This is a genomic window from Sphingobacterium sp. UBA7855, assembly GCA_002500745.1.
GTDB lineage: Bacteria > Bacteroidota > Bacteroidia > Sphingobacteriales > Sphingobacteriaceae > Sphingobacterium.
Genome location: DLST01000018.1, coordinates 89,710 through 112,747, shown reverse-complemented (window position 1 = coordinate 112,747; position 23,038 = coordinate 89,710). Strand labels below are relative to the sequence as shown.

The following is a 23,038-nucleotide window of genomic DNA, read 5'->3' as shown; positions in this document are numbered from 1 at the left end:
AAACTACTTTTATCTTTCGAGATTGTTATCTTGCATCAAGATTTATTAAGATGCCTTTTCTGAGAAAGCTATTCTATATTATTATCTATACAAATCTTCTGATCGCCATGGCGGCCATGGCGCAATGTGCACTGACCTACATTATATTTGAAAGGTCTATCAATTGGTACATCGTTTTAGTGGAGGGGACCGCCACTTTATTGTTGTATAATTTTAGCCTATGGTGGTCCAAGCCGAAGAATCCAAAAGAATCAAAATTCCCGCGGACACGCTGGATCTTTAACCATGAATGGATCATGTGGTTAAATAATGGTATAGCTTTGCTTGTGCTGGGGTATTGCTTGTGGCATATACACATGTACTCTTTCCTTTTTTTGGGATTTATTGGAGTTTTAAGCCTGTTATACGGAATGCCACTATTTAAATTCCAGGATCGTAAAGTGGGACTTCGACAGATTCCTGGCGCCAAAATTTTTCATATTGCCCTAGTGTGGGTCTGCAGCAGCGTGGTGCTTCCTTATGTGGAACTGACCAATGTAGGTGTCTCCATTAATCATTGGGTCTTGATTGCACTCTGTGTATTGAAGTTCATATTTTTGTTAATCTGTACATTACCATTTGATATTCGGGATATCCAACAGGATTCCTATTATCACTTACGAACTTTACCCAATATGTTGGGCGAACAGAAAGCTAAGAATCTTACCTATTTGTTACTGGGCCTGCATTGTATTCTGGTCCTATTGGCGCCCTATACCATGCTTATAAAAATTGGATTACTTCTAACAAACGTGCTGATATTTGCCCTGCTAAAGTTGGCGGTATTCAAAACAAAAGACCATTATCACTATGCTTACCTACTTGACGGTAGTCTAGTATTGCAGTTTTTCATTGTCTTTCTAGCGGTCGTCTTTAGTCCAGCAGCATGAGTTTTTATTAGGGCAGTAATAATAGATTACCCGAACTTCATGTATTGTAGCTGCCTGCTGCACCAGAGATTCTGGCCATTGGGCCCGTGTAAAACTCAAGAGGCCACAAATGCAACAATCTTATCGGCGGCGATTTCTGATAATTTATAATAACTCTCAAATGTCCATCCGGCAACATGGGGAGATAAGATCACATTGTCTCTACTTATAAGATCCGTATACCAGCTCTGTTCAGCGAGTTTTGGGAACTTTTCTATAGGCAATACATCAAATGCTGCACCCAAAATGGAGCCTGAATCAAGGCCACCAAGCACTGCAGGTACTTGTACAATACCGCCTCGTGCCCCGAGTAAAAAGAAAATAGGTTTTTCAAATTTCGCCAGATAATCCACATCAATCATCCCCTTTGTTTCGTCCGTTAAGGGAATATGAAAACTGATCACATCAGCTTCTTTGTAGATTTTTTCCATGTGTGTTTCTGTTGCATATTGATCGGTATAGCCGATCCGGTATTTATCGTAGGCAAGTACCGTTACATCAAAGCCCGATAGTTTTTTTGCCATGGCCATCCCATTGTGCCCATAGCCAATCAATCCTACAGTGCGCCCTTTCAGTTCGTAACCACGATTGGCTTCACGCAACCACTGGCCAGATCGAATTTGTTGGTCGCCACGATTCAGATTGTTCATAAGACTAAGCAACATCCCGATCATATGTTCACCAACAGCATCCCGATTGCCTTCATTTGCAGGAATTAATAGCACGTCTCTTTGCGCAGCAATTGTATCGTCGATATTGTCCATACCTGCACCGGCACGAGCGATAAAGCGGAGGTTTGGCGCCAGGTCAAAAAAAGCTTTATCGACCTGAAATTTAGAACGGATGACCATGCCCGAATAGTTAGAAATAATTTTCTCGGCTTCTTCTCGGCTGATATTGGGCTGATAATCGTAATGGATACCTGCCTGATCGAATTTTTTTAGCATGATCTCATGAATGTCGTCGACGATTAGAATAGTAGTTTTCATCCAATTATTTTTTTAGTGGAAACGATAAATAAGTCGTGTTTCTATGGTTCGATGATTTAGTTCCGGGGGACATGATTACGGTTGATCTGCATAAAATCCACAGAAAGTAATTTGTTTAGCTGCTGTTGTTTCATACGGTTCGGCATAGTCTTCATGATAAAATTTCGTATTCCGATTAGGAGTGGATTTTCCCATTGTGCAATTTTTCCTATCCTCCATGAGGTATTACAAATGTAATTTACTCGCTCCAATCTTCTGTTTTCGAATCGTTGGAAAGCCACATTGATAGGCACATCGGTTTGAAGCTCGTCCATCAGTACAGCCACATCTTCAATAGCCTGACAGGCTCCCTGGCCGAGGTTAGGAGTTGTTGCATGTCCAGCATCTCCGAGCAAGAGTATGTTGTCAAATGCAAGACGGTCAAGCGGTGCAATATCGATAATATCGTTTGCAATCAGTTCGCTATCCTTAGTTTCAGATAGGATTGTTGGAATAGGTGCATGATAACTCTTAAAATTTTCAAGAAGTTCTTTTGTGCGCCACTTTTTTAAGATTGGGTTCCGTGCAGTGGTATTGATACAAGCGTACCAATAAATGCGGTTATTGACAAGTGGTGTCATACCAAAACGTCCTTTCGCACCCCAGGTTTCCGTCCCTTTGTTGAGTTGTATGCTGCTATTATCAATGGTGGCCCGCCAGCAGGTGTAACCCGAATAGCGGGGTGCCGAACCGGGTATAAGTTGCTGCCGTAAGGGAGAATGTACCCCATCGGCAATTAAGAGTGCTTGACCCCGTACATGGCTTCCATCTGCAAAATAAACTTGAAGATCTTCCCCCTCTCGTTCGAACGAAACGGCGCGTTTGCCAAGGTGGATCTGTGTGTTTGAGATTTTGGATAATAGAAATTGATGCAGGTCTGCCCGATGAATAGCGAAGTTGTCCTGTTGATATTTTCGGCTGATTGACTTCGTATCTGGTTCAACCAAGATATTTCCCTTTTGATCCAAGACATTGTAGGACGCAAGATAATGTCCTATTGGAACGATTTCGTCTTTGAGCCCTAAATGCTCCAAGGCTTGCATGGCATTGGCTGCAAGACCAAATCCTGCTCCGATACCTTTTAACTCGTCTGCACTTTCATAAACCTGGGCGTCAATGCCGAGCTTTGTCAGACCAATTGCAGCACACAATCCCGCGATACCTCCACCAACGATAATAAATGTGCTGTCTGTTGAATGCATATTAAAGACTGTTTGCTATTTCATTTGTTAAGCCGACAAAATCATCTACTGTCAGTCGTTCTGCTCGTAGTTCGTAGAGTGGATTATCGGACATTTTATCTTTGGGGACAACGCCAGAGAGTGAATTCCGAAGAGTTTTACGACGTTGATTGAAGCCCGCTTTGACAACACGCCAAAATAGTTTTTCATCACAATTCAATTGTTCTCGGTCATTGCGTGTCATACGGATAACGCCCGACAATACTTTTGGCGGTGGATTAAAAGCTCCTGCTTTTACAGTAAAAAGATATTCTACTTTATAATAGGCCTGTAAAAAGACACTCAAGATACCATATTCCTTGCTGCCCGCTTTAGCTGTACAACGTTCGGCTACTTCTTTCTGGAACATACCCGTCATCTGAACGACACGTTGGCGTTCATCCAAAATTTTAAAGAGAATCTGGGAGGAGATGTTGTACGGGAAATTGCCAATGACAGCCATTTTCTCCCCAAAGTATTTTGAAAAATCAAGGTTTAGGAAATCCCCGTGGATTAACCTTTTGCCCAATTGGGGATATTTGTCGTCCAAATAAGCAATGGATTCCTCATCCACATCGATCAAATAGGTTTCATATTCCTCTTTCTGCAGGAGAAAATCTGAAAGTACACCCATCCCAGGCCCCACTTCAAGCACTTGGCTAAAACCCAGTTTAGGATCCAATGCTTCCACAATCTTCTGTGCAGCATTTTTGTCGTTCAAGAAATGCTGTCCTAAATGTTTTTTTGCTCTTACTGTACTCATGTTGCAAAAGTAGTGAAAATTAAAAATTAAAAGTCAGAAATTAGAAGTCAGCTGTGAAAAGCTAAGTGTTAAAAAAGAGCAACAAGCAAAAAACAAGGATAAAGGACAATACCCAATACTAAAAAAAAATCCTTATTTTTGAATCAAAGCATTTAAACAGAATGAGCGATAAATTAAAAATCGGAATTACCGTAGGCGATATTAACGGCATTGGACTTGAAGTAATCATTAAATCTTTGGTAGATCAGCGGATGTGCGATTTCTTTACGCCGGTGGTTTATGGAAATACGAAGGTTGCTTCTTTTCACCGTAAAGCAATCGGCGTAAATGATTTTAGTTTTAACGTCATTAATGATGCTGAGCAGGCGCATTCCAAAAGAGCAAATATGATCAATTGCTGGCAGGAAGATGTCAAAATTTCGTTGGGTGAAGAAAACGAAATTGGCGGTAAATATGCTTTTCTGTCTCTAGAGAAAGCCGTTGAAGATTTAAAAGCCGGTAAAATTGATGCTTTGGTAACTGCTCCTATCAACAAGCATAATATTCAGCAGGAGGGGTTCCAATTTCCAGGACATACTGAATACCTACAAGCGAAAGTTGGAGCTGATGATGTATTGATGTTTATGGTATGTGATGAACTGCGTATTGGCGTGGTGACGGGCCATATTCCATTGCATGAGGTTGCTGCTCAAATTACCGAAGAAGCCATTCTTAAAAAACTTGCGCTGATGAATGATTCGCTGAAGAAAGATTTCTGGGTGGAAAAGCCTAAAATAGCAGTTTTAGGACTTAACCCACATGCTGGTGATCATGGTATTATTGGTACCGAAGATGATCAGATCATCAGGCCTACTGTAGAAAAAGCCAACGAACTAGGGATTTTCTGTTTCGGACCTTATCCTGCCGATGGATTTTTCGCGAAAGGGGCATATGAGAAATTTGATGCGGTATTGGCGATGTACCATGACCAAGGGTTGATTCCTTTTAAACATATCGCCAAAGGTGCCGGTGTAAACTATACAGCGGGTTTACCTATTGTACGCACCTCGCCAGATCATGGGACAGGATATGATATTGCCGGAAAAAATTTCGCGTCTGAAAGCTCTTTTGTAGAGGCAATTTTTTCTGCATTGCATATTGTAAAACGTCGCCGTGAACAAGCTGAATTACTTAAAAATCCACTTGCTTTCCGTAAATTATCCAAAGATAGGGATTAGGGAAAAAATTGTTACTTTTGCAAACTGTTTGGTTTTTTACCTGCTGTTTTGACTATGTACGATAATTTACAACATCCAATCTTTACTATCATTAAGGAACTTGCCGAGACAACACATACCGAATGTTATGTCATCGGTGGGTATGTCCGCGACCATATTATGAAGCGTCCTTTTAAGAATGATGTGGACATTGTTGTTGTCGGAAGTGGAATTGAATTTGCGACGTTGCTGGGTGAAAAGCTACAGACCAAAGTTGCCGTATATAAGAATTTCGGAACAGCAATGCTTGTATATGAGGGGCTCAATGTAGAATTTGTCGGTGCGCGAAGGGAATCCTACCGCGCTAATTCGCGCAAGCCTATCGTAGAAGATGGCTCGCTATCCGATGATCAAAATAGGCGTGATTTTACAATCAATGCAATGGCCTTTTCACTGAATAAAGCTGATTATGGTACCTTAGTCGATCCATTCGGAGGTGTACACGATCTTGAGCAGCGGATCATTAGAACTCCCTTGGATCCGATTGAAACGTTTTCGGACGACCCATTGCGTATGATGCGCGCCATTCGATTCGCCACACAGTTGAATTTTAAAATTGCTATCGAAGCAATTACAGCAATTACCGATACCAAAGAGCGAATAAAAATTATTTCCAAAGAGCGGATTATTGATGAAATCAATAAGATTATTCTTTCGCCAAAACCTTCGGTGGGATTCAAATACTTGTTTGATACTGGGCTATTGGAATTGATATTTCCGGCGATGTATAATTTACATGGTGTGGATATTATTGATGGAAAGGGACATAAAGATAATTTCTACCATACGTTGGAAGTTCTTGATAATGTCTGCGAATTATCGGATGATCTTTGGTTACGTTGGGCGGCGATTATGCATGATATTGCTAAACCAGCAACAAAACGTTTCGATAAAAAGCTCGGCTGGACTTTTCATGGTCATGAAGATCGCGGTGCCCGCATGGTTCCCAAGTTATTTGCTGAATTGAAGCTTCCGCTCAACGAGAAAATGAAATTTGTTCAGAAGCTGGTACAATTGCATCTCCGGCCGATTGTATTGGCACAAGATATTGTAACAGATTCGGCCGTGCGCCGTCTGTTATTTGAGGCTGGTGACGACATTGAAGCCCTGATGATGCTATGCCATGCGGATGTGACAACAAAGAATGAGTTTAAAAAGAAAAAATATCGACAGAATTTTGAACTTGTCAAACAAAAACTGAAGGATGTCGAAGAGCGGGATAAGGTGCGAAATTGGCAGCCGCCAATTAGTGGGGAGGATATTATGCTCTTATTTGGCCTGGCACCAGGACGTACCGTGGGGCAGCTTAAAAATTTGATTCGTGAAGCTATTCTGGAGGGCGAGATTCCAAACTCCCGAATAGAAGCCTATCAATTTCTGGTTCAAAAAGCAGGGGAAATGAACTTGACGATCAAACAAGAAATCCCATTGGAAATTTCCAATTCTTAAAATATAGTATTATTTTTAAAAAGGTTAAAAGAAGAAAATAGTAGAGATGGCAATTTATAGATTTAGAGTTACTTTTGAAGATTATGAAGATGTGTACCGTGAGATTGACATGCCTTCTAAAAGTACATTTATAGACCTACATGAGGAAATCCATAAATCAACAGGATATAATGCAGATGCATCTTCCTCTTTTTATGTGAGTAATGATCAATGGAAAAAGGGAACTGAAATTGCATTCAAGCCTATTCAACGTAAAAAAGATACTGAGGTATTGTTGATGGAGAATATCCGTTTAAGCAAGTTTATTGATGACCCACATCAGAAATTTTACTACGTTTACAATTTTGATCGTCCTTATGATTTTCAGGTTGAATTGATCAAGATTTTGAAAGAAGAGGACGGAAAGGTTTATCCTTCATTATTTAAATCTATTGGACAGGTTCCAAAGACGATGACTGCGGCAAATTTCCCGGTAGCAGATGCTGTTGAAGAGGATGAATTTGTAGAGGAAGATGATACGCAATATGGCGTGGATGATGAAGATGAATTGGATGGCTTCGATAGTGATAGTGACGATGAGGAAGAAGGGGAAGAAGGCGAAGAGCGTGAAGAATCCAACGGCTACGAAGACGAATATTAATTAAGAAAAATTTGCAGGTTTTTTTAGGCCTGTGAACTAGTATGGCAAATAAAAAAACATTGATAGCCATTGTGGGGCCAACAGCTGTTGGTAAGACTGCAATGGCTATTTCGTTGGCACAATATTTTAAAACAGTAATAATTTCTGCCGATTCTCGTCAATTCTATCGGGAAATGTCTATTGGTACGGCTAAGCCAGATCTAGACGAACTTGCCGCTGCTCCTCATTATTTCATTGATTCACACTCCATCACGCAGGATTATTCAGCAGGCGATTTTGAACGTGAAGCTTTACTGAAACTAGAAGAACTATTTCAATTGCATGACGTTGTCATTATGGTAGGTGGATCAGGCTTGTTTGTAAGGGCCCTCTGCGAAGGATTGGATGATCTGCCCAAAGCGGGAGATGAAGTGCGCGAGCGACTTAATCATGAACTTGCGGTATTGGGCTTGGAAGCCTTAAAAGATCGATTGAAAAGTATTGATCCCGCATATTTTGAAACGGCAGACATCGATAATCCGCAACGTGTGGTGCGTGCTCTTGAAGTTTTTGAGGCGACAGGTAAACCGATGTCATTTTACCATAAGAAAGATGTTGAAAAACGACCTTTTGCTATTCTTACCATTGGCTTGAATATGGACCGCGAAAGGTTGTATGAAAGAATCAATTCGCGTGTAGATCTAATGATGGCCAAAGGCTTATTGGATGAAGTGAAAGCTTTACTTCCTTTCAGGACGAAACCTGCACTCCTCACGGTGGGTTATGCAGAGTTGTTTGATTATCTTGATGGTAAGCTGTCTTTGGCTGAAGCGACCGAAAAAATCAAACAAAATTCGAGACGTTATGCGAAGCGACAGATTACTTGGTTTAAAAAATACGGTAGTACACACTGGTTTCAATCCCAGGAAACTTCAGCTATTATAGAATTTGTGCAAAAGGAGCTGACAGGAGAGCATTCCTAATGACCGAAAAGCAGAGAATTAGACGTTATCCACTAAGGCAAGTAAGGTTTATAGACCGCGTTTCAAGGTATGCATAACGTATATAGGCAATAAAAAAGGCCTTTGTTATTAATAACAAAGGCTTTTCTATTTCATTTTGGAAATTATTTTACTAAGTAGTTCCAACCATACGGATCTTCTACTTTGCCGTAGCGTAAATCATTGAGGTAATTCAAAACACGATGTGAAAACTCGCGGCCTTCGACTGGCGGCAAATTATAATCCTGTCCTTCATAACCTATACGGCTGATATCTGTAATGGTGGCTGCAGTGCCCGCTGCGAAAGCTTCTGTCACGATACCTGCTTTTATACCGTTGATTAGTTCTTGGACGGATACCTTTCTCTGCTCCGTTTTATAACCCCATTTTTCTGCCAATTCCATGATTGTCCGACGCGTAACACCATGTAGGATTGTGTCGCCATGTGGAGTGATGATTGTGTCACCAATGCGGAAAATAAGATTTGCTGTACCGGCTTCTTCAATGTATTTGTGCTCGGAAGCATCTGTCCACATAATTTGGTCATAACCCTCATCATTTGCCAATTGTGTTGGATAAAGTGATAAGGCATAGTTACCAGCATTCTTAGAAAAACCGACACCACCTTCGGCTGCACGCGTATAGTAGGTCTCGACTTTTAAGCTGATTGCTTTGCTGTAATAAGCGCCAACTGGGCCGGTGATAACAATAAATTTGTATGATTTTGAAGGGTGCACACCTAATGCTGCTTCTGTTGCGAACATAAATGGACGGATGTACAATGATGAACCTTCTTTTGCCGGGATCCAATTGCGGTCGATGTCCAATAGCTTGCTTAAGCCATCCATAAAAATCTCTTCAGGTACCTCGGGCATTTGTAAACGAGCTGCAGATTTGTTGAATCTTTCCCAGTTCCTGTCCGGACGGAAAATGCTTACTGTTCCATCGGCAAATTTATAAGCTTTGATTCCTTCAAAGATCGCTTGACCATAATGTAAAGCGGACATTGAAGGACTAATACTGATATCTCCATAAGGAACGATGCTGACATCTTTCCATTCACCGTCATCATAGTTAGCGACCAGCATGTGGTCGGATAAAATCTTTCCGAATTTTAGATTGTCGAAATCTACTTGCGAGAGTCTTGAATTTTGAGTTGGCTCTACGCGAATTGAATAGTTCTCTGTCGCGTTCATCTTATTTTTTAATTACATAGGCTAAGTTAGGAAAAAAATGAAATATAAGTCGCACGTATAGCTGGATAATTTGTAGGTAAGAATATGCCTTTTATTTCGGACAGTTGTTCCCCATTTTACTACACTTTTTTTTGAAATGGAAGAATTTCGATTTATTTTTTAGTACGTACAAGTAATCATAATTAATAGTGTTAATTTTTTATTAATTAATGTGGGGTTTCAATAATATGGCATAAAGTTTGGCTGTAAAGGATGCAACCATTTTGATGGGCTTTGTGGTTTGCATTAACGCTATAGAATCACTTATCATAAAATAAACTTAGTATGGAATTGACTCACAGTCTTGACAAAGGTAATGAAGTAACATCGGGCGATGCACGCACATTGTTACCGCGTGAAGTTGAAGTTCAGAAGAAAGGCATTTCGATGAATTTTATCCTCGGTTTTTTTGTGTTTTTATATAAAACAGCAATTAAACCCTAACAACCTCCACTATTGTGTAAGCTTTTTGGGGCTTATTACATCAAATCAACTCGAAGTAGTTTTTCAACAGCGATTGAGTACCATGAGATTAGCCAAAATAAAAAGTCCAGAAAATTTTGGCTAATCTCCGGCCGGAGGGTAGGCTATTATTTCGGCAGTATGCTGCATCATCTGACAGTATCATGAAGTAATCATACTTAAAGTATCATTCAGCTAGCGAGTAGTTTTAAGAGTGGCTCGATATATTCGCGATTATTGCTCAACCTAGGAACCTTATTTTGTCCCCCCAGCTTACCGCGTGATTTCATCCACTTATAGAATGTATCTACGGGTGCATTATGAACGATGGGCTGTCGGAGAGCCATATCTTTAAAACGCTTGGCGTCATAATCCGAATTAATTTCACGTAATTTTGCATCTAATATCTCACAGAAACGCTTAAAATCATTGGGCTGCTGTTCAAATTCGATCACCCATTCATGTGCGCCAGCTTGGGCATCTTTAAAATATACTGGTCCTGCTGTATAATCTTTTATTCGTGCTTGCGTGAGTTTGCTCGCTTCGGCCAGCGCCTGTTCAGCATTATCGACGATAACTTCTTCCCCAAAAGTATTAATGTATTGTTTGGTGCGTCCGGAGATCTGAAAACGATAAGGGGATAGTGATGTAAATTTTATGGTATCCCCGATTTTATAACGCCATAGACCTGCATTGGTCGAGATGATCAACGCATAATTTTTACCCAGCTCAACCTGATCTAAGCGTAGCGTTGGCGGGTTTTCTTCCTGCATTCGCTCTGTAGGTAAAAACTCGTAATAAATACCATAATCCAACATGAGTAGGAGATCTTCTGAATCAGATTGGTCTTGTAAACCAAAATAGCCTTCTGAAGCATTATAATTCTCCAGATAATACATGTTTTCTGAAGGAATCAATTTTTGGAATTGTTCACGGTAAGGTTTGAAGCTAACGCCCCCATGCCCATAAAATTCAAGATTTGGCCATATCTCCAGTAGGTTGTCTTTACCTGTAATTTCAAGAATACGCTTGGCCATAACAATATTCCAAGTGGGTACACCTGCTAGGCTCGTTACGTTCTCTTTAAGCGTGATTTGAGCAATTTGCTCAATTTTTTCTTCAAAGTTTGGGTTTAAAGTCACTTCCATATTTGGTGTCCGTTTAAATTCGGCCCAAAAAGGCAGATTCCGAATAAGAATCGACGAAAGATCACCATAATAGGAATCTGGACTAAAATTGTTTATTTGCGAAGAACCACCGATAACCACCGACTTTCCTGTAAATACACGGTTTTCGGGCCTATTATGGCAATAGATTGTCAACATATCCTTCCCCCCCTGGAAGTGGCATTCTTCGAGCGCTTCTTCACTAACGGGAATAAATTTACTTCGATCTGAGGTAGTGCCAGAAGACTTAGCAAACCATTTGATGTCGGATGGCCACAGAATATTTTGCTCACCCTTGATCATACGATCAACATATCCCTTAATATCGTCGTAGTCCTGTATAGGGACACGTTCTTTGAAAATTTCGGGCGTTAATATACTTGTGTAATCGTATTTTTTCCCCCATTCTGTTGCTTCCGCAGTGGCAATTAAACTTTGAAACCATTCTTCTTGCACATCGTGCGGATATTTCATGAAAAGTTCAATCTGGTGAATTCTTTTTTTCATGAACCAAGTAAAAATGGAATTTAATAAGGCCATAGGGGAGGTTTGTCTTTAATTTTTAAAATTTTTTCCTTCTTAACTCAAAATGTCGACCAAGATAAAATTTACGGGCAAGCTCATTATCAGCAATCTCCTCAGGTGTACCCGTTAGCATAATCTTTCCTTCGGTAAGGAGATAGGCCCTATCGGTGATTGATAATGTTTCCTGCACGTTGTGATCGGTAATTAAGATGCCGATATTACGTGTTTTGAGTTTGGCCACGATCGTCTGAATTTCTTCCACGGCGATTGGGTCGACCCCCGCAAAAGGTTCATCCAAAAGAATAAAGGATGGATTTGCCGCTAATGCTCGCGCAATTTCGGTACGTCGACGCTCACCACCAGATAACAAATCACCCCTGTTTTTACGGACACGGTGTAGGCTGAATTCTGTGAGTAGTTCTTCCAGTTTTGCCAAACGTTCTTCTTTATTCGGATAGTGTATTTCTAATACTGCCAAGATGTTGTTTTCTACAGAAAGTTTCCGGAACACCGAAGCTTCCTGAGCGAGATAACCTATCCCACGTTGAGCGCGTTGGTACATCGCATCTTGCGTAATCTCTTGATCGTCGAGAAATACTTTCCCTTCATTGGGCTTAATAAGACCAACGATCATATAGAAAGAGGTCGTTTTGCCAGCTCCATTCGGGCCCAATAACCCGACGATCTCTCCTTGCTCTACAAAGAAAGACACATCGTTGACAACGGTGCGCTGTTTATACTTTTTGATAAGATGTTCTGCCTTTAAAATCATCTTCGTGGAATATCTATTGTTGTGTAAATATATTTAATATCTTCTTACTATTGCAATACTAATACTTAATCCCTTTGATGTTTAGCTGTAAGTTCTTTTTGTTGCGCCATACATTCTCTTCGATGCTGTAGCAGATGTCGAAACTTTGTCCAGAATTGATATGCGTGATATGTTCTGCCAATCCAAAACCAATGCAGTCAAATGCTGGAGAGTCTTCCTGAATAATGGTCATCTTGAGATGATTGGTGCCTACTATAAAGGCTTGCCCTACTGCATTTACCTTTTTACTGAGGAAAATAGGGGATTCGTTTTGGGGACCGAATGGTTCAAATTGCTGAAGAATACGGAAAAACTTAGCGTCGATATCTTTCAGTGCTAACTTGGCATCGATCAAAATTTCTTGCGTCAGCATTTCTGGACTGATACGTCGTGATACGACTTCTTCAAAACGATCTTGGAAGAGTGTGACATTCTCTACGGACATGGTTAGTCCGGCAGCATATTTATGTCCGCCGAATTGTTCCAATAGATCGGCGCATTCGCTTAACGCTTCATATAAATCAAAACCCAATACCGAGCGGCAGGAACCGGCGATATGACCATTTGTTTCGGTCAATATTATTGTCGGTCGGTAATATTTTTCGGTCAGACGGGAAGCGACAATCCCAATGACGCCTTTGTGCCAGTCGGCTTTATACAGTACGGTGGATTTTCGGCTTTTAAGTAGAGCGTTATCTTCAATGAGAGCCAACGCTTCTTCTGTGATTCTAAGATCAAAGTCTTTCCGCACATTGTTTTGATCATCAATGCTCGAACTGAAATCTTTTGCTTCCTGTAGCGACTTTGAAATTAATAGTTTGACAGCGTCCTTGGCATGATCTATTCTGCCCGCGGCATTTATTCGTGGGCCAATCTGGAACACGATGTCATTAACGGTAAAGATCTTCGTTCGGTTATTGGATAAGTCAATCAGTGCTTTTAATCCGACGCAGGGATTCGTATTAAGTTTAATAAGGCCAAAGTGGCTGAGTATTCTGTTTTCACCGGTAATAGGAACTATGTCCGAAGCGATACTTACAGCGACGAGATCCAAAAACTGATAGCAGGCATTGATATCCATTCCATTGGTCAATATAAAAGCCTGAATAATCTTAAAGCCGATTCCACATCCTGAAAGTTCTTTATAAGGATATTCACAGTCAATACGCTTAGGATCCAATACAGCATAAGCTTTAGGAAGCTCTTCCCCTGGAAGGTGGTGATCGCCAATGATAAAATCAATCCCCTTGCTGTTTGCGTAATCAATTTTATCGATTGCCTTGATACCGCAGTCTAATGCAATAATTAAGCTGAAACCGTTAGCGGCGGCGTAGTCTATTCCTTGTGTCGAGATGCCATAGCCTTCGGCATAGCGGTCTGGAATGTAAAACTCGAGCTGGCTATGGAATTCCCTGAAGAAACTATAAACAACGGCTACCGCAGTTGTACCGTCCACATCATAGTCTCCATAAATAAGTATTTTTTCTTTGTTGCCAATGGCTTGAATGATCCGGTTGATGGCTTTCTCCATGTCCCGCATCAAAAATGGATCGTGCAAGTTCGATAATTGAGGTCTAAAAAACTGTTTTGAGTCGTCGAAAGTCTCCACTCCTCTGCTCACGAGCAACTCTGCCAATACAGTGTTGATGTTTAATTCCTCGCGCAGTTTGTTGGTTATTTTGACATCAGTTTTAGATTTTAGTACCCACCTTTTTTGCATATCTTTGCACAATATTTTAAGTGTAAATATACGTTTTAAGGCTGGACTTACCTAATTCCTAAACCGGGTATTGATTCGCTGTTGCTTAACGTGCATATTCCCAATGTTTTAAATATGGTACAGGCTTATTCTTTATACGAAGGTTCTTTTTCGGTAGATAAAAGCAGAAAATTTGTTCCTTTCGACCCTTCGATAGATGCCCCTCAGGACCGTCCGGGCGCTATGTTTATCGATGTTCATCCTTTCTTGATCCAAACCGATGGCGGGCTAGTACTTTGTGATACTGGTCTTGGTTATACGGATGAAAATGGGCATTTACAGCTGTATGATAACATCTATAAATTAGGATATCGGCCTGATGATGTAAAATATGTATTGATGTCCCATCTGCATAAAGATCATGCCGGTGGTATGGTGACATTTGAAAGTGGAACGGGTCGGATAGCATTTCCTGAGGCCGAATATATTGTACAGCGTGGTGAATGGGAAGATGCCTACTCGGGAATTTCCAGTTCATACCGGACAGAGATTTTTGATGTGATTCAACGCAGCGGTAATTTGATATTGGTGGAAGGTGAAGGAAAAATAAATGATGAAATCAGCTATGCGCTCAATGGCGGACATACCGAACATCATCAGGCATTTCATATTCGAACAGGTGGTCAGCATTACTTCTTTGGTGGAGATGTATTGCCCGAGCCTGAAGAGATTTTCCATAACTATGTGGCAAAATATGATTTTGACGGCCGGCGCTCCAAAGCCTTGCGTCAGGAGTATTGGGCAGAAGGCGCGCCAGCAGGCTGGATTTTTTTATTTTATCATTCAAAAAATATAACCATTGGCCGTAGTCAGCTTCGGGAAGATGGCACTTATCGGTTGATTGATGCTTCCTTGCAGGAATAAAAAAAACGGGTTTATTGGGCTCGCGCATACCATGGGATAGGAGAGAGGATTTGTTTCCTCTGTTCTTTTTTGTTATCTTAGGGTAATTTGCACCTCGCGAAGCCACCCTATTAGCTATTGACGGATTCGTTTAAGACTGAATTTTTGGCTAAATTTGTATTTAGTAGCTAAGTACTGATGCTGTCTTTTCTGTAAGTCTTTGTTTTTATTGGCTGAAAACATCTTCAGTCTGCTTTCATAAAGTTCGTTTATACAAAATTATGAAGGTTTTTTTATTATTGGTATATATTTTAAAAAGAAGATTATGTCTATTGTAAGAGAGTCCGATCTGATTGGAATTGGGAAAAAATTTCAAATTGAAACCGATGCGGGAGATAACATGGTTGTTGTTATCCATGACGATGGCAGACGGGAACTTTATCGCTATGATGACGAGGAGCATGAATCACGTTGTGTGATGACACTTAATGACGATGAGTCCCGTCAGATTGCGGGAATTATCGGTGGATTGTCCTATAAGCCGAAGGCTTTGGAGACGATTGAAGTTGCTCTGGACGATTTGCGCATTGAATGGTACAAAGTAGAGGGCAAAAATGAAGGTGCAGGAAAGACAATTGGGGAGTTGGAAGTCCGTCAACGCACCGGCGCATCGATTATTGCTGGTATACGGGATGATGATACGGTTATTAATCCAGGACCATCTTATTTGATTAGCCCAGGTACGACACTGGTTATCGCGGGGAAAAAGAATAATATTAAACTTTTAAAGGAAATTTTACTGTAATTTATGCTATCACATACCTTAATTCTGGAAATTGGAATCGCTGTAGGACTCGTTGCCATTGTTGGCCTAATTGCCAATAAGCTTAAGTTTTCTGTTATCCCTTTTTTCATCATTATAGGAATGGTGTTGGGACAGCACGCCCCACAGATTGGCATGGTGGATTTAACTTTTACAGAAAGCAAGCCCTTTATCGATTTCATGGGCCGTTTGGGGGTACTGTTCCTGCTGTTCTATCTTGGTCTTGAGTTTTCAGTCAATCGGCTTGTTAAGTCTGGCAAAGCCATTGTGACAGGGGGAACCATTTATGTTTTATTGAACTTTACATCAGGGCTATTGATCGGTTGGTTGATGGACATGCCATTTAAGGAAATGATGGTGCTTTGCGGTATTATGACAAGTTCCTCGACAGCTATTGTTGCAAAAGTTCTGACTGATCTCAAACGTACTGCCAACCCCGAGACTGAGGTCATTATGGGTATGATTATGTTCGATGATCTGTTTATAGCGATGCATATCTCCTTTCTTTCAGGCTTGATTCTTACGGGGAGCAGCTCTTTTTGGACAGTGGCCGGAACTTCTTTATTGGCTTTAGGGTTTATATTGGCGTTTTTGATTTTAGGCAGAAAGTTGGTGCCTGCAATTGATCGGTTATTGAAGGAGAAAACCTCCGAATTATTTATATTGATCATCTTTGCACTGCTTTTTATTGTGGCGGGATTTTCCGAAACGATACACGTTGCAGAGGCTATTGGTGCATTGATGGCTGGATTGGTGCTTGCAGATTCTCAATACATTAAAAAAATTGAATCCATGGTACTGCCCTATAAAGATTTTTTTGGGGCGATGTTTTTCTTTAGTTTCGGATTGTCCATTGATATCATGTCGCTAGGGGGTGCCGTTTTTTGGGCTTCGATCGCAGCATTGGTCACCATGCTGGGTAATCTTGCATCAGGATATTTTGCGGCTAAATTTTCGGGCATGAAGCCTAAAACTTCTTTTGATATCGGCTTCACCTTGTCTGCGCGTGGAGAGTTTTCTATTATCATGGCAAATATTGGCAAAGCGGGGGCCTTATTGCCGGTTATTCAATCCTTTGTGGTTGTTTATGTACTTATTCTTTCAATCGTATCGCCTCTATTGACCAAAGAGTCTCGAAAGCTGTGGAAAACACTTTTTGGAGCAGATCCCAATAGTGCCAAGCCCTTAAAGAAGCTAAGTGATCTAGAAAATAATCAGAGGATTTAGGCGTTACAAAAATCCCAATTCTAGCTTTGCTTCTTCCGACATCATGTCTTTGGTCCAAGGCGGATCAAATGTCAATTCTACCAATGCTTCTTTGATGCCTGCTATGGCAGCAACTTTTTCTTGAACTTCATTCATAATTTCGCCTGCCACCGGACAGCCTGGAGCAGTAAGTGTCATCACAATCTTTGCAATGCCTTCTTCCTTCGTAATGATTTCATATACAAGCCCCAAATCTACAATATTTGCAGGTTTGAGTTCAGGATCATAAATCGATTCCAGTACAGTCTGTATCTGCGGTGCTAAACCAAGTTTATCTAATACGATGATACTCATTTATTCTGATTTTTATCGTGAATAGCGTCCTGATAGATCGCCAATAATTTTTCTTTATTTAGTTCAGGCGTAAAATTACTAAAATAGTAAGAACTACAGGTCTTTGTTATCTCATCTTTTTCATCTTTCATTTTTGTACTCCATGCGGTCAACGCTCGGATGATGTCATTTTTATTGTGGGGATCGAATGTCAGCCCTGTTTTGCCAGTAGCAATCAATTCAGGGAGTGGGCCAATATTGGAGCAGAGTACGGCTGTGCCTACAGAGTAAGCTTCAAGAATTGTAATCGGCATGCCCTCGAAACAAATGGAAGGAACCAGCAATGCTTGTGCATCTGCTACCAAGGGCAAGATTTCATCTCTCTTTTTAAAGCCAAGGTAGGAAATATTAGGCTGACCCTTGACGCGTCTGTTTACTACCTCTTCGAGCGGTCCCCCGCCAATGATCTGTAGTTTAAAATCTGAACCGATAAAAGCATCTATCAGATTTAATATACCTTTTTCTTCTGAAAGGCGACCGACGTAAATGAAGTAGGGAGTGGTAACTTTGCGAGCTACTGTAGTAGGAAAGACAAAGTTTGGTTTAACAGCGAATAGGTGAGGTAAAAGGTTTAGCGTAGATTTAACAAATATCTCTTTTGCAAAAGAGCTTAAAGTGATGTATCGATTTACTTTTTTCCAGGTCCCAATTCTACGGTGAACCCAATAATTCAGAGCTAGGATAAATGTTTTTACCGTAGAGTTATTGAATGCTTTTTGTCGCACGGCAGTCCAAGGGAAGTTCTCATGGATTGAGTCCAAAAAGAGATGGTTGTGATGATAGAGGGTGGCTGATGGGCATAACAGCCGGAAGTTATGGAGCGTCATGACCTGTGGGATTCCGAGTTTGGCGATGGTACGTACGACGACTGGACCAGCTGCATAATGTATGTTATGTATGTGAACGATATCTGGCTTAAACGTATTTATTTTTTCCTTGACACGTTGCGCAGCGAAAATATTCCAAAAGGATCCCACCGTCTGTAGGGCTCCCCTCCATCCCTTTTTATTTTGGAAAGTGATCGTGAGGACTTCATGATCCTGAGTAAGGAGGGAAGCTTCCTGCTGAAACACAGTATCTTCACCGCCAGGATCTTGGTAAAATGTATGGATAATCAGTATGCGCATAATAAAATACTTGTACAAATGTACAATTTTGGGGCGACTTCCTTTAAAGGGACAAAATTGCCATTTCTATCCGATTATTGCTATATTCGCAAGATTCGATCGTAAAGATATATGCAACATTTACAACAACTCGTGATGGAGGCGATAGAGACAAGTAAATTTCCTGAAACACCATCCAATTTATATGATCCAATACGGTATATTTTGACTTTGGGAGGGAAGCGGGTTCGACCTGTACTGACCTTGATGGCGGCCGAATTATTCGGTATGCACGACATGACCGATATTATACCCGCTGCCAAAGCAGTTGAGTTTTTTCACAACTTTTCGCTAATCCACGATGATCTGATGGATAAGGCACCCTTAAGAAGAGGTAAAACGACAGTCCACGAGAAATGGGACGCTAATATTGCCATATTATCTGGTGACGGATTGTTGGTTAAAGCCTATGAGGAAATATCAAAATGTAATCCGGTTTATCTACCAGCAACGTTGAAAATTTTAAGTAAAGTTGCCATGGAGGTATGTGAGGGCCAACAATTGGATATGGATTACGAAAGTCGGAGTTCGCTGTCGATGGCTGAATATCTGGAAATGATCCGCTTGAAGACTTCGGTATTATTGGGCGGAGCATTGCAATTGGGCGCTATTTTGTCGGGAGCAGATGAACAGCAACAGCAACTGATTTACGATTTTGGTGAGAATGTGGGTTTAGCATTCCAGTTACAAGATGATATTTTGGATGCTTACGGCGATCCGGAAACCTTTGGAAAGATCGTTGGTGGTGATATTCTGATCAATAAAAAGACGTTTTTATTGGTGAAGTTGATGGCGGTGATTTCGAACGAAGATAAGCCCATTTTAAAGAATTTGTTGGAAGCTCCTGCTGAGGATACTCCATCAAAGATAGACGATATGCTTGCATTGTATGGAAAATATGAAATTAAAGCTGCTGCGGACAAACTTAAGGATAGCTATACACAGCGGGCTTTCGAAAAAATGGAAGCTTTAAATGTACCAAATCATCGCAAGGAACCGTTATTAGTGTTAGCAAATAACCTTTTGGTACGGCAGCAATAAGTATTATTTCTTTTAAAATTTGTATCTTGCCGTTAAATGGTTATTTTATTATAAAATAATTAAGTAAATTTTTAGATTACGTTCATGGAGCCTTTAAAGATCACCGTATTTCAAGCATACCTATTTTGGGAAAATATAGAGAAGAATCTAAATAATCTCGCGTTGAGACTTTCCGCATTGCGCGAAAAAACGGATGTTATTATTCTTCCTGAGATGTTTAATACAGGCTTCACAAATAATGTTAAGAAATGTGCGGAACCCGCAAATGGACCTACTACAAGATGGCTATTTGAGATGGCTAGTTCGCTTAATTGTGTTGTCGCCGGTTCTTTGATCATTGAAGACGGTGGGAAATATTATAATCGTTTTGTGTGGATGTTTCCTGATGGCAAATATGTAAAATATGACAAACGCCATCTCTTTGGATTATCAAAAGAAAATGAATACTTCGAACCTGGCAATGAACGCATTTTAGTAGATATCAAAGGCTGGAAAATTTGTCCAATGATTTGTTATGATCTTAGATTCCCTGTTTGGTCTAAAAATCAAAATAGTGCATACGATATTTTAGTATATACCGCCAGTTGGCCTGACAAGCGATCTGCGCATTGGAGAGCCCTTATTCCAGCACGCGCGATAGAAAATCAAGCCTATGTCGTTGGTGTGAACCGGGTTGGGCACGATGGTAATGACGTTTATTATTCTGGCGGTTCGATGTGTATATCTCCGCTAGGGGATGTCGTATATTACAAACCGGAAGATGAAGACTTATATACATTTACCTTAAATCCCAATGACTTATTGGAAGCCCGTGAAAAATTCCCTTTCTTGAAAGACTCTGATTCCTTTACGATCAGCTAACTCCTTTTTAATTAGGTATAATTGCAAGTAATAATTTTGGTCGTATACTTTTTATTTGCTAAATTCAGTGTGTCAAAAAATCAAATTTTGATGATTTATCAACATCTACTGATGACATGTTGATAAATTTTGTTTGTAGATGCTACGCTAAAGTGTAATTTAGGCTAACTATTAGCCACAATACGTTTAGCTTTTTTTTACATCATATGAAAAACAGCATTTTATTGCTATAATAAGTTGCGTAAACAACCATAACCATTATTATATGTTGCACCAAGATTTAGTATCACAAGAGTATTTTTATAATTTCCTAACGGGTAAATATTCCATTGCAGTTATGCGAAGGTTACAGCGTAATCTCCGGGAGGCCGGTTTAAGCATTACTTCTGAACAATGGAGTATCATGTATAACCTTTGGGTAGAGGAGGGGCTTACCCAGCAGGAGTTAGCTATTCGTACATTTCGGGACAAGCCGAGCGTGACTCGGCTAATAAATAATTTGGAACGGGTCAATCTGGTTATTCGCGTGAACGATAAAAACGATAGACGGTCTAATCTGATCTATTTGACAAAAACGGGAAGAAAGATGAAGGATGAGGGCATGAAGCAAGCTAGAAATACAATTGAACAGGCCTTGGAGGGGTTGAACGATGATCAGATTGCTGTCTCAAATACGATTTTACATCGTGTACTCTTTAATCTAGAATAATTATTTATGTTCGGCATATTCCTGAAGTAAGCAAGCTATAAAAAAGTCCCCTATGCTGATTTTACATAGGGGACTTGCTGTTTTATTTAAAAAATGCCGCTTAATCTTCGAATAGCTTACTTTCGAAATCTGTGCGGCTGTTGACCAATTTACCTTCATTTCCGAAATAAATTTCTTGAAAGCTCAATGTCCGTATCGCATCTACTTTACGATAAAATTTATCTGCCGATACATCAGAAAGTGTTTTGAATCCACAAGCTTCCATAATTTCGACAGTAGCACGTAAAGTGTTACGATGGAACTGCGCGACGCGCACATATTTATCATTCACGTCTAGTCCTTTGTAGAGGTGTGGTTGTTGTGTCGCCACCCCAACTGGGCAAACGTCTTCATTACATTTAAGTGCCTGGATGCAACCCAAAGCGAACATCATACCCCGCGCGCTATAACATGCATCTGCTCCTAGGGCGATAACTTTTAAAATGTCAAACCCGGTGACGATACGACTGGATACGATGACTTTGATGTGTTTTTTTAGGCCGAAGGAAATTAAGGTTTTTGTGACAAATGCCAGTGCATCATAGAGCGGCATACCTAAATTGTCCGTAAATTCAAGTGGCGCGGCTCCCGTACCACCTTCCGATCCATCTACAGAAATAAAATCTGGAAAAATCTGTGTGTTTTGCATCGCATGACAGATATCCATAAACTCATGTTTGTCTCCGATACAGATCTTAAAACCGATGGGTTTTCCATCCGACAATTCACGCATATGTTGTATGAAATGCATCATTTCTGTTGGCGAAGAGAATGCACTATGTGCTGGAGGTGACATGACATCTGTTCCCGGAATAACGTGACGAATGGCAGCAACTTCCGGTGTATTTTTTGCTGCTGGAAGGATACCCCCGTGACCTGGTTTAGCACCTTGTGAGAGTTTTAACTCAATCATCTTCACGTTTTCACGGTGTGACTTTTCTCTGAAAAGTTCGGCATCAAATTTTCCCTCTTTATTGCGGCACCCAAAATAACCTGTACCAACCTGCCAAATTAAATCACCGCCATTGTTATGATAGTCACTAATACCCCCTTCACCCGTGTTGTGCGCAAAGTTTTGAAGTGCAGCCCCTTTGTTTAAGGCAGTTATTGCGGTTTTGCTTAAGGCACCGTAACTCATTGCTGAAATGTTGAACACACTTAAACTATAAGGCTTTTTACAAGCGGAGTTTCCAATCGTAGTACGCAGGTCGTGATTTTCGATATGACAAGGGAACACAGAGTGCGCTGCCCATTCATTCCCGACAGCTTGCGGATCAGTCTGCATACCAAATGCGACAGTTTCACGTTGGTTTTTTGCACGCTGGTATACGATCGAACGCTGTCTTCTGTTAAAAGGACGTCCATCCATATCTGATTCCCAAAAATACTGTCTCAATTCAGGACGAATAGATTCAAAAACATAACGGAAATATCCAACCAAAGGATAATTGCGCAGAATGGCATGTTTAGTTTGGAAACTGTGATATAATGCTATCAATAGCAGTGGAAATGGGATGATAAGCAGCCAAAACCAGCTTGATGTAAATATAAATCCAAATGATAAGATGATTAAATTAATCACTATCATTATTGAAAGAATGAGTTTTCTAACTTCCATAGAAAATACGATTATTTATTTTTGATTCGCTATTTTTAATTTTAGCCCAACTGATTATTATAGTACTCAATTAGCAT

22 protein-coding genes are annotated in these 23,038 nt (G+C 40.5%); 12 read left to right on the top strand and 10 right to left on the bottom strand.

Going from position 1 to position 23,038, the window contains the following annotated elements:
- Positions 1 to 50: 50 nt before the first annotated feature.
- Positions 51 to 929 carry a hypothetical protein gene (locus B2107_RS16925; RefSeq protein WP_293956854.1) on the top strand — a complete coding sequence of 293 codons (879 nt, stop codon included), beginning with the start codon at positions 51 to 53 and terminating at the stop codon, positions 927 to 929.
- Positions 930 to 1,024: 95 nt separating this feature from the next.
- Here B2107_RS16925 and B2107_RS16920 read toward each other — a convergent pair whose 3' ends face one another.
- The 3 genes from B2107_RS16920 to rsmA are packed head-to-tail and all read right to left on the bottom strand — an operon-like array spanning position 1,025 to position 3,979.
- Positions 1,025 to 1,957, bottom strand: a complete 933-nt coding sequence (locus tag B2107_RS16920; RefSeq protein ID WP_293956853.1) for an NAD(P)-dependent oxidoreductase — start codon at positions 1,955 to 1,957, stop codon at positions 1,025 to 1,027.
- A gap of 56 nt (positions 1,958 to 2,013) precedes the next feature.
- Positions 2,014 to 3,198: an FAD-dependent monooxygenase gene (locus B2107_RS16915; protein WP_293956852.1), complete on the bottom strand. Its 1,185-nt coding sequence runs from the start codon at positions 3,196 to 3,198 to the stop codon at positions 2,014 to 2,016.
- 1 nt (position 3,199) lies between these two features.
- Complete coding sequence (gene rsmA / locus B2107_RS16910) at positions 3,200 to 3,979, bottom strand: 16S rRNA (adenine(1518)-N(6)/adenine(1519)-N(6))-dimethyltransferase RsmA (protein WP_293956851.1); 780 nt, start codon at positions 3,977 to 3,979, stop codon at positions 3,200 to 3,202.
- Between the two features lie 161 nt (positions 3,980 to 4,140).
- On the opposite strand from rsmA, the gene pdxA reads away from it, so the two are divergent.
- The 4 genes from pdxA to miaA are packed head-to-tail and all read left to right on the top strand — an operon-like array spanning position 4,141 to position 8,286.
- A complete protein-coding gene (gene pdxA, locus B2107_RS16905) occupies positions 4,141 to 5,196 on the top strand; it encodes a 4-hydroxythreonine-4-phosphate dehydrogenase PdxA (protein ID WP_293956849.1) in 1,056 nt (351 codons plus the stop codon).
- Between the two features lie 54 nt (positions 5,197 to 5,250).
- Entirely contained in the window at positions 5,251 to 6,684 is a 1,434-nt protein-coding gene (locus tag B2107_RS16900) for a CCA tRNA nucleotidyltransferase (RefSeq protein WP_293956848.1), read from the top strand.
- A 46-nt stretch (positions 6,685 to 6,730) separates the two neighbouring features.
- Entirely contained in the window at positions 6,731 to 7,324 is a 594-nt protein-coding gene (locus B2107_RS16895) for an IS1096 element passenger TnpR family protein (RefSeq protein ID WP_293956847.1), read from the top strand.
- 41 nt (positions 7,325 to 7,365) lie between these two features.
- Positions 7,366 to 8,286, top strand: coding sequence for a tRNA (adenosine(37)-N6)-dimethylallyltransferase MiaA (miaA, locus tag B2107_RS16890; RefSeq protein ID WP_293956846.1), 921 nt, complete (start codon positions 7,366 to 7,368; stop codon positions 8,284 to 8,286).
- 143 nt (positions 8,287 to 8,429) lie between these two features.
- Here miaA and B2107_RS16885 read toward each other — a convergent pair whose 3' ends face one another.
- On the bottom strand, positions 8,430 to 9,500 hold the full coding sequence (locus B2107_RS16885; RefSeq protein ID WP_293956845.1) for a branched-chain amino acid aminotransferase: 1,071 nt from the start codon (positions 9,498 to 9,500) through the stop codon (positions 8,430 to 8,432).
- A 324-nt stretch (positions 9,501 to 9,824) separates the two neighbouring features.
- On the opposite strand from B2107_RS16885, the gene B2107_RS16880 reads away from it, so the two are divergent.
- Complete coding sequence (locus tag B2107_RS16880) at positions 9,825 to 9,983, top strand: hypothetical protein (RefSeq protein WP_293956844.1); 159 nt, start codon at positions 9,825 to 9,827, stop codon at positions 9,981 to 9,983.
- A gap of 209 nt (positions 9,984 to 10,192) precedes the next feature.
- Here B2107_RS16880 and B2107_RS16875 read toward each other — a convergent pair whose 3' ends face one another.
- From B2107_RS16875 to recJ, 3 genes are read right to left on the bottom strand one after another with little or no spacing between them, the layout of a single operon-like run.
- Complete coding sequence (locus B2107_RS16875; protein ID WP_293956843.1) at positions 10,193 to 11,707, bottom strand: GH3 auxin-responsive promoter family protein; 1,515 nt, start codon at positions 11,705 to 11,707, stop codon at positions 10,193 to 10,195.
- 22 nt (positions 11,708 to 11,729) lie between these two features.
- Positions 11,730 to 12,464 carry an LPS export ABC transporter ATP-binding protein gene (lptB, locus tag B2107_RS16870; RefSeq protein ID WP_209580433.1) on the bottom strand — a complete coding sequence of 245 codons (735 nt, stop codon included), beginning with the start codon at positions 12,462 to 12,464 and terminating at the stop codon, positions 11,730 to 11,732.
- 58 nt (positions 12,465 to 12,522) lie between these two features.
- Positions 12,523 to 14,223: a single-stranded-DNA-specific exonuclease RecJ gene (gene recJ / locus B2107_RS16865; RefSeq protein ID WP_293956842.1), complete on the bottom strand. Its 1,701-nt coding sequence runs from the start codon at positions 14,221 to 14,223 to the stop codon at positions 12,523 to 12,525.
- 114 nt (positions 14,224 to 14,337) lie between these two features.
- Here recJ and B2107_RS16860 point away from each other — a divergent pair, with 114 nt between their 5' ends.
- The 3 genes from B2107_RS16860 (at position 14,338) to B2107_RS16850 (ending at position 17,155) form a co-directional block, all read left to right on the top strand.
- Positions 14,338 to 15,126, top strand: coding sequence for an MBL fold metallo-hydrolase (locus tag B2107_RS16860; protein ID WP_293956841.1), 789 nt, complete (start codon positions 14,338 to 14,340; stop codon positions 15,124 to 15,126).
- Between the two features lie 304 nt (positions 15,127 to 15,430).
- Positions 15,431 to 15,910: a cation:proton antiporter regulatory subunit gene (locus B2107_RS16855; RefSeq protein WP_046672804.1), complete on the top strand. Its 480-nt coding sequence runs from the start codon at positions 15,431 to 15,433 to the stop codon at positions 15,908 to 15,910.
- A gap of 3 nt (positions 15,911 to 15,913) precedes the next feature.
- The gene (locus tag B2107_RS16850; protein ID WP_293956840.1) at positions 15,914 to 17,155 is read left to right on the top strand and encodes a cation:proton antiporter; all 1,242 of its coding nucleotides are present in this window, start codon (positions 15,914 to 15,916) and stop codon (positions 17,153 to 17,155) included.
- 3 nt (positions 17,156 to 17,158) lie between these two features.
- On the opposite strand, the gene B2107_RS16845 is transcribed toward B2107_RS16850, so the two are convergent.
- Positions 17,159 to 17,488 carry a metal-sulfur cluster assembly factor gene (locus B2107_RS16845; RefSeq protein WP_293956839.1) on the bottom strand — a complete coding sequence of 110 codons (330 nt, stop codon included), beginning with the start codon at positions 17,486 to 17,488 and terminating at the stop codon, positions 17,159 to 17,161.
- Positions 17,485 to 18,654, bottom strand: a complete 1,170-nt coding sequence (locus B2107_RS16840; protein WP_293956838.1) for a glycosyltransferase family 4 protein — start codon at positions 18,652 to 18,654, stop codon at positions 17,485 to 17,487. Before B2107_RS16840 ends, B2107_RS16845 begins: the two co-directional genes overlap by 4 nt.
- A 111-nt stretch (positions 18,655 to 18,765) precedes the next feature.
- Between B2107_RS16840 and B2107_RS16835 the strand changes: the two genes are divergently transcribed.
- The 3 genes from B2107_RS16835 to B2107_RS16825 all read left to right on the top strand — a co-directional run bounded on the left by B2107_RS16835 (position 18,766) and on the right by B2107_RS16825 (position 21,304).
- On the top strand, positions 18,766 to 19,734 hold the full coding sequence (locus tag B2107_RS16835; protein ID WP_293956837.1) for a polyprenyl synthetase family protein: 969 nt from the start codon (positions 18,766 to 18,768) through the stop codon (positions 19,732 to 19,734).
- Positions 19,735 to 19,818: 84 nt separating this feature from the next.
- The gene (locus B2107_RS16830) at positions 19,819 to 20,595 is read left to right on the top strand and encodes an amidohydrolase (protein ID WP_293956836.1); all 777 of its coding nucleotides are present in this window, start codon (positions 19,819 to 19,821) and stop codon (positions 20,593 to 20,595) included.
- 265 nt (positions 20,596 to 20,860) lie between these two features.
- A complete protein-coding gene (locus B2107_RS16825; protein WP_293936729.1) occupies positions 20,861 to 21,304 on the top strand; it encodes a MarR family winged helix-turn-helix transcriptional regulator in 444 nt (147 codons plus the stop codon).
- A 100-nt stretch (positions 21,305 to 21,404) separates the two neighbouring features.
- Here the strand turns inward: B2107_RS16825 and B2107_RS16820 are convergent, their stop codons facing one another.
- A complete protein-coding gene (locus B2107_RS16820) occupies positions 21,405 to 22,961 on the bottom strand; it encodes an FMN-binding glutamate synthase family protein (protein WP_293956835.1) in 1,557 nt (518 codons plus the stop codon).
- Positions 22,962 to 23,038: the final 77 nt, after the last annotated feature.

Bases quoted from the DNA above. Each gene is read 5' to 3' on its own strand.
- B2107_RS16925 (WP_293956854.1), top strand. From the start codon at position 51: ATGCCTTTTCTGAGAAAGCTATTCTATATTATTATCTATACAAATCTT.
- B2107_RS16920 (WP_293956853.1), bottom strand. From the start codon at position 1,957: ATGAAAACTACTATTCTAATCGTCGACGACATTCATGAGATCATGCTA.
- B2107_RS16915 (WP_293956852.1), bottom strand. From the start codon at position 3,198: ATGCATTCAACAGACAGCACATTTATTATCGTTGGTGGAGGTATCGCG.
- rsmA (WP_293956851.1), bottom strand. From the start codon at position 3,979: ATGAGTACAGTAAGAGCAAAAAAACATTTAGGACAGCATTTCTTGAAC.
- pdxA (WP_293956849.1), top strand. From the start codon at position 4,141: ATGAGCGATAAATTAAAAATCGGAATTACCGTAGGCGATATTAACGGC.
- B2107_RS16900 (WP_293956848.1), top strand. From the start codon at position 5,251: ATGTACGATAATTTACAACATCCAATCTTTACTATCATTAAGGAACTT.
- B2107_RS16895 (WP_293956847.1), top strand. From the start codon at position 6,731: ATGGCAATTTATAGATTTAGAGTTACTTTTGAAGATTATGAAGATGTG.
- miaA (WP_293956846.1), top strand. From the start codon at position 7,366: ATGGCAAATAAAAAAACATTGATAGCCATTGTGGGGCCAACAGCTGTT.
- B2107_RS16885 (WP_293956845.1), bottom strand. From the start codon at position 9,500: ATGAACGCGACAGAGAACTATTCAATTCGCGTAGAGCCAACTCAAAAT.
- B2107_RS16880 (WP_293956844.1), top strand. From the start codon at position 9,825: ATGGAATTGACTCACAGTCTTGACAAAGGTAATGAAGTAACATCGGGC.
- B2107_RS16875 (WP_293956843.1), bottom strand. From the start codon at position 11,707: ATGGCCTTATTAAATTCCATTTTTACTTGGTTCATGAAAAAAAGAATT.
- lptB (WP_209580433.1), bottom strand. From the start codon at position 12,464: ATGATTTTAAAGGCAGAACATCTTATCAAAAAGTATAAACAGCGCACC.
- recJ (WP_293956842.1), bottom strand. From the start codon at position 14,223: ATGCAAAAAAGGTGGGTACTAAAATCTAAAACTGATGTCAAAATAACC.
- B2107_RS16860 (WP_293956841.1), top strand. From the start codon at position 14,338: ATGGTACAGGCTTATTCTTTATACGAAGGTTCTTTTTCGGTAGATAAA.
- B2107_RS16855 (WP_046672804.1), top strand. From the start codon at position 15,431: ATGTCTATTGTAAGAGAGTCCGATCTGATTGGAATTGGGAAAAAATTT.
- B2107_RS16850 (WP_293956840.1), top strand. From the start codon at position 15,914: ATGCTATCACATACCTTAATTCTGGAAATTGGAATCGCTGTAGGACTC.
- B2107_RS16845 (WP_293956839.1), bottom strand. From the start codon at position 17,488: ATGAGTATCATCGTATTAGATAAACTTGGTTTAGCACCGCAGATACAG.
- B2107_RS16840 (WP_293956838.1), bottom strand. From the start codon at position 18,654: ATGCGCATACTGATTATCCATACATTTTACCAAGATCCTGGCGGTGAA.
- B2107_RS16835 (WP_293956837.1), top strand. From the start codon at position 18,766: ATGCAACATTTACAACAACTCGTGATGGAGGCGATAGAGACAAGTAAA.
- B2107_RS16830 (WP_293956836.1), top strand. From the start codon at position 19,819: ATGGAGCCTTTAAAGATCACCGTATTTCAAGCATACCTATTTTGGGAA.
- B2107_RS16825 (WP_293936729.1), top strand. From the start codon at position 20,861: ATGTTGCACCAAGATTTAGTATCACAAGAGTATTTTTATAATTTCCTA.
- B2107_RS16820 (WP_293956835.1), bottom strand. From the start codon at position 22,961: ATGGAAGTTAGAAAACTCATTCTTTCAATAATGATAGTGATTAATTTA.